This window comes from Bacilli bacterium (assembly GCA_036381315.1).
Lineage (GTDB): Bacteria > Bacillota > Bacilli > Paenibacillales > KCTC-25726 > DASVDB01.
On sequence record DASVDB010000055.1, the window covers coordinates 1 to 5,806 of the forward strand.

The 5,806-nt window shown below is 53.9% G+C and carries 6 protein-coding genes; 4 read left to right on the forward strand and 2 right to left on the reverse strand.

Annotated features, from left to right (window positions below):
- A partial coding sequence (gene namA, locus VF260_04185; GenBank protein HEX7056382.1) for an NADPH dehydrogenase NamA occupies window positions 1-943 on the reverse strand: 943 nt, incomplete at its 3' end.
- A gap of 157 nt (window positions 944-1,100) precedes the next feature.
- On the opposite strand from namA, the gene VF260_04190 reads away from it, so the two are divergent.
- Window positions 1,101-2,078, forward strand: a complete 978-nt coding sequence (locus VF260_04190) for a D-glycerate dehydrogenase (GenBank protein ID HEX7056383.1) — start codon at window positions 1,101-1,103, stop codon at window positions 2,076-2,078.
- Complete coding sequence (locus tag VF260_04195; protein ID HEX7056384.1) at window positions 2,075-3,520, forward strand: nicotinate phosphoribosyltransferase; 1,446 nt, start codon at window positions 2,075-2,077, stop codon at window positions 3,518-3,520. The genes VF260_04190 and VF260_04195 overlap by 4 nt, the downstream gene beginning before the upstream one ends.
- Before the next feature lie 31 nt (window positions 3,521-3,551).
- On the opposite strand, the gene panD is transcribed toward VF260_04195, so the two are convergent.
- The gene (gene panD / locus VF260_04200; protein HEX7056385.1) at window positions 3,552-3,926 is read right to left on the reverse strand and encodes an aspartate 1-decarboxylase; all 375 of its coding nucleotides are present in this window, start codon (window positions 3,924-3,926) and stop codon (window positions 3,552-3,554) included.
- Between the two features lie 188 nt (window positions 3,927-4,114).
- Between panD and VF260_04205 the strand changes: the two genes are divergently transcribed.
- Window positions 4,115-5,359: a threonine synthase gene (locus VF260_04205; GenBank protein ID HEX7056386.1), complete on the forward strand. Its 1,245-nt coding sequence runs from the start codon at window positions 4,115-4,117 to the stop codon at window positions 5,357-5,359.
- Between the two features lie 91 nt (window positions 5,360-5,450).
- Complete coding sequence (locus VF260_04210; protein ID HEX7056387.1) at window positions 5,451-5,741, forward strand: alpha/beta-type small acid-soluble spore protein; 291 nt, start codon at window positions 5,451-5,453, stop codon at window positions 5,739-5,741.
- Window positions 5,742-5,806 lie beyond the last annotated feature (65 nt).

The window sequence follows — 5,806 nt, forward strand, 5'->3', positions numbered from 1 at the left end:
AATAGGGGTCGCGCAGCAAGGCTCTGCCCAAAAATACAAGATCCGCTTTCCCGCTCTTCACAATATCTTCCGCCTGCGCCGCCTCTGTAATCAAGCCGACGGCACCGGTGCGAATGCCGGTTTCCCGTTTGATTTTCTCCGCAAACGGAACCTGGTAGCCCGGAAATGCGTCAATTTTTGCCGGCACGACACCGCCGCTGCTGCAGTCGATTAAATCGATGCCTTCCGCTTTCAGCCATTTTGCGTACAGGACATAATCCTCTACGGACAGCCCTTCCGGGTGATAGTCGCTTGCGGAAATGCGGACAAACAGCGTATCTTCCCAAACCGCTTTCACAGCTTTCACAACTTCCCTGAGCATGCGAAAACGATTTTCCGCACTGCCGCCGTATGCATCGCTGCGTTTATTGGTCAACGGAGACAAAAATTCATTCAACAAATAGCCGTGCGCCGCGTGAATCTCAATCACGTCGAACCCGGCTGTTTTGGCGCGAGCGGCCGCTTTTTGAAAGGCGTTGACCGTTCGGGCAATATCTGCTTCCGTCATTTCCGCAGGCTGTTTGTACGTTTCGTTAAATGCGATCGCCGAGGGTGCGAAAGTCTCTCCGTTGATTTCCGCTTTCCTGCCCGCGTGGGCAATCTGGATGCCGACTTTGCCGCCGAATGCATGCACCAAACGGGCGATTTCCGTAAGACCGGCTGTATGCTTATCGGACCAGATTCCCAAATCATGCTCGCTGATTCGGCCTTCCGGCAAAACGGCCGTAGCTTCCACCATGACCAACCCCGCCTGACCGACGGCCCGGCTGGCATAATGCACGAAATGCCAATCGTTTGCCACGCCGTCCCCGTTGCGGCATGAATACATGCACATCGGGGACATGACGATCCTGTTTTTAAGCGCCAACTTATTGATCGTAATGGGAGAAAATAATTCGCTCATCGCAACCACTCCGTTTTGGTTTGTTTTTCCTGTTTTTCACATGTTATTTTAAAACTTCGGCCATTCCAATGCAAAAATTCCGACTTTCCGCACGAAAAGATGTTATCCAAGCGTTGCTAGTGTTATACTGATTTTTGACAGGAGGGAGACTTAAAACGTGAAACCGAAAGTTTTTATTGCCAGGCCGATACCGCAGGAAGCGATTGACATTGTCGCGGAGCGCTGCGATTATCGGATATGGGATAAAAAAGAGCCGATTCCCCGCGATCTTTTGCTTGCCCAATTGGCCGACGCCGACGGGCTTGTTACATTCGGCGGCAGAGTGGACAGGGAAATGCTTGCGCACGCGCCGCGGCTGAAAGTGGTCAGCAATATTTCCGTAGGGTATAACAATTTCGATTTGCCCGAGATGAAGCGGCGAAAGGTGCTTGGCACGCATACGCCGCATGTGTTGGACGATACGGTTGCGGATATGGTCATTGCGCTGATGCTTGCGGCTGCGCGCAGAATTACGGAGCTTGATGCGATGGTAAAAGCGGGGCAATGGCAAAAAGGCGCCGACTTTGACTTGTACGGCGTTGATGTGCACCATGCTACCCTGGGCATCATTGGGATGGGACGAATCGGCGAGGCTGTGGCCAAGCGGGCGCGGTTCGGTTTTTCCATGGACGTGCTGTATACGAATCGCCGCCGCCGTCCGGACGCGGAACAAGCGGTCGGGGCAACTTTTGTCAGCCTGCCCGAATTGCTGCGCCGCGCGGATTTCATCGTCGTGCTGGTTCCGTTAACGGAGGAGACGTATCATCTGATCGGCGAGGCGCAATTTGCCGCCATGAAGGATTCGGCCATTTTTGTCAACGTGTCCCGGGGAAAAACGGTGGACGAAGAAGCGCTTTACCGCGCGCTTTCTTCCGGCGCCATTCGCGCCGCCGGCCTTGATGTGTTTGAACGGGAACCGGTTGCCCCGGATAATCCGCTGCTCAGGCTGAAAAACGTCGTCACGGTGCCGCATATCGGCTCGGCGACGGCAAAGACCAGGCTGGAAATGGCAAAAGCCGCCGCGCGGAGTGTGGTTGCCGGCGTTCATGGCGAGCGTCCGTTATATGTCGTACCCGAATTGCAGGAGTTGTTATGAGCTATTGTGATCTGGCGTTACATACCGATAAATATCAAATCAATATGATGTATGCCCATTGGAAAAACGGCACCCACAACCGGAAAACCGTATTCGACGCGTACTTTCGCAAGCTGCCTTTCGCCGGGGGATATGCCGTATTTGCGGGGCTAAAGCGGATTGTCGAATATGTGGAGCAAATTTGTTTTAAGGAAGAGGATCTGGCTTATCTCGCCGCCCAGCCGGAACGGTACGATCAAGCTTTTCTCAATGAGTTGCGCAAATTCCGTTTTGCCGGCAGCATATATGCCGTGCGGGAAGGCACCATTGTTTTTCCGAACGAGCCGCTCATTCGCGTGGAGGGCAGAGTGTTTGAAACGCAGTTGATCGAGACGGCGCTGTTAAACTTTATGAATTACCAGACGCTGATTGCCACCAAGGCTTCACGGATCAAGCAAACGTCGCCAGCCGATGTGTTTCTGGAATTTGGCTCGCGGCGCGCCCAGGAAGCCGATGCGGCCATTTGGGGCGCGCGGGCGGCCTATATCGCCGGATTTGCCGCCACATCCAATGTCCGCGCCGGCAAACTGTTCGGCATTCCCGCTGTGGGCACGCACTCGCACAGTTGGGTGCAAATGTTTCCCAGCGAATTGGAGGCGTTTTTGAGTTTTGCCCGCGCCTGTCCCGACCATGTTACGCTGCTGGTGGATACTTACGACACGCTGAAAAGCGGAATCCCCAATGCGATCCAAGCGGCCAAGATTTTGGCGGAAGAGGGAATCCGCTTAAAATCGGTCCGGCTGGACAGCGGCGATCTCGCCTATTTGTCCATCAAAGCCAGGGAAATGCTGGATCAAGCGGGTTTGCGGGACGTGAAGATTATTGCTTCCAATGATTTGGACGAAGATACGATTTTTCATTTGAAAGCGCAAGGCTGCCGCATCGATATGTGGGGCGTCGGCACCCATCTGATTACGGCGCAGGACCAGCCGTCGTTGGGCGGCGTGTACAAGCTGGCGGCCAAAGAAAACGGCGGCGTGTTCGAGCCGACCATCAAGATTTCCGCCAATCCGGAAAAGGTGACAACGCCCGGCATCAAGGAAGTTTACCGGATTATCGGCGGAAAGTCCGGCAAGGCGGAAGCGGATTATATCGCGTTGACGGAAGAAGATGATGTGAAGCAGGGCAAGCGGATCAAGTTATTTGACCCGGTCCATCCGTATTTGAAAAAATGGATTTCCGACTATGTCGCTGTTCCGCTCCTCGATCCCATCATCGTAAACGGCGAAAGAACAGGCGAACTGCCTGATTTGGCGGAAATCCGCAACCATCATCAGCGGCAAATCGGGCTGTTCTGGCCGGAATATTTGCGCAGGCTGAATCCGGAAATATATCCGGTGGATTTAAGCCAAAAAACGTGGGATTTGCGGATGGAAATGATCAAAACGGTGACCGGACAATAACAGATGGACGCGGTTGGCCGATAGAGTTTGCTTATATCAGCCCGGTAAAGGCTTCAACCTGGATGATTCGGTTGTCTTTGTCCACAAACACGATTTTAGGCACCAGTTTTTTTATTTCGCTCTCGTCATATACGCCCATACTTAATATAATGACCAAATCGCCCGGTTTAAACAACAGCGCGGGAGGGCCGTTCAAACAGATGCTGCCGGAGCCGGCGGCAGCAGGTATGGCGTATGTTTTCCATCTGACGGCGTTGCGCAGATTGGTAATTTGCACAATTTCATACGGCAGAATATTCGCTTCCCGCATCAAATCCGCGTCGATCGTAACGCTCCCCGTGTAGTTCAAGTCCGCCTCCGTTACGGTGGCGCGGTGGATTTTTCCCTTGCACATCATGCGCTGCATTGCGTTCGTTCCTTTCGTTAAGGTTGCCGTGCTTTTCTTTAATAATGTATATCGCGAGCGCCAAATACGTTTGGGCGTTTTTCCTCCCGAATGCAGGATATTCGCCGTTTCTGACGGCCCGCCGACTGTATATGCTATCTCGGGTGCAAATGTACCTAACAGTTTTTCTAAAGCGGGAGGAGACGGCGATGGGAAGATTCTGGTTGGAATGTGTCGCTTGCAATAAATTCATTCCCATTGAAGAACTGCGGGGAGTGTGCGCCTGCGGCGGTACTTTGCTGGTCCGTTACGATCTCGATTGGGCCAAACGTTTGTTTACCAAGGAAAGCATTGCCGAATACGCAACCGATATGTGGAGATATCGCAAGCTTATGCCGCTTCGGGACGAGACGTCCATCGTGAGTTTGGGAGAAGGCTTCACTCCGCTCATTCGCATGCGCAACATCCCCCAAGGCATGCCGCTCAAAAATGTTTGGGTGAAACGCGAAGATTTGAATCCGACCGGCAGTTTCAAAGCGAGAGGAATGTCGGCGGCGCTTACTTTATTGAAAGAAAACGGGCTGAAAAAAGCGGCGGTCGGTTCAAACGGCAATGCGGCGTCCGCTTTGGCGGCTTATGCGGCGCGGGCCGAAATTGCCGCTTTCGTATTTATCCCCAAAGACTGTCCCGCCTTCATCATTGAGGAATGTTTGCATTACGGCGCGGATGTGTGCCTGGTCGACGGCTATATCCACGACGCTTCCCGGATTGTGGCCGACGGCCAACAAGAGCAGGGCTGGTTTAATGTCGGCACGCTGAAGGAACCCGGCCGCGTGGAAGGCAAAAAAACGATGGGGCTGGAACTGGCGGAACAATTCGGCTGGACGTTGCCGGATGTGATTGTATATCCCACCGGCGGCGGATCGGGCGTCATCGGGATGTGGAAAGCTTTTCGGGAGCTGCGTGAGCTTGGCCTCGTCAAGTCGCCGTTGCCGCGCTTCGTCTCCGTGCAGGAAGCCGGCTGCACGCCGCTTGTCGATGCCATGGCGGAAACGGGCAAGAAAACCGTTCCCACCATCGGCGAAAAGCAAAGTCGGATGACGGCGGTCACCAGTTCTCCCACCGGGATGAGAGTGCCGCTGCCGCCCGATTTAAATTTGCTGGTAAACATTTTGCGGGAAATGAACGGCACTGCGGTTGCCGTTAGCGCGGAAGAGATACGGGCTGCGCAAAAACAATTGGGTTTTGTAGGCATCAGCGCATCGCCCGAGGGCGCGGCGGCCTGGGCCGGAACTTTGCGGCTTTCGGAAAGTGGCTGGATTCGCCCGGAAGAGAAGGTCGTCGTGTTTAATACCGCGCACGCGTTAAAATACGGCTCATTTCCGCTGCTTGGTACGGTTCCGAAAGCGAAGGATTACATGGAATGGCTGGCGGCGCATCACCCGATTCACTGAAGTCATAGGGTCAGGGAAAAATTATGGCGCATTCCTTCACCGTTATTGGGGACGATAAGCGGTAAAGCCCAAGAGCGAAGGAGGCGGCATGATGGCCAGAAAAAAATCGCGAACGCCGGTCGTTCCCGAGGCGCGCCGCGGATTAAATCTTCTCAAGATGGAAGTGATGCGGCGGGAAGGGTACGTTGTCGATCCCGGGAATCCGGAACGGGTTAAATATGCGGTCGCCCAATCCATTGGAATACCGCTTAAGCCCCAAAACAACGGCAATTTGACCACGGAACAGGCCGGCAAAATCGGCGGACAAATCGGCGGCGCCATGGTCCGGGAAATGGTCCGGTTGGCGCAACAGCAATTGACCGGCAAAAATGCGCGCAATTAGTCGGCGGGCAAAAATTGTGCTGTTGCCGATTCTGCGCTACAATAGGTGCAAACGACAAATAATGG

Coding starts and splice junctions, on each gene's coding strand:
- panD (HEX7056385.1), bottom strand. CDS start 3,926: ATGCAGCGCATGATGTGCAAGGGAAAAATCCACCGCGCCACCGTAACG.
- VF260_04195 (HEX7056384.1), top strand. CDS start 2,075: ATGAGCTATTGTGATCTGGCGTTACATACCGATAAATATCAAATCAAT.
- VF260_04210 (HEX7056387.1), top strand. CDS start 5,451: ATGGCCAGAAAAAAATCGCGAACGCCGGTCGTTCCCGAGGCGCGCCGC.
- VF260_04205 (HEX7056386.1), top strand. CDS start 4,115: ATGGGAAGATTCTGGTTGGAATGTGTCGCTTGCAATAAATTCATTCCC.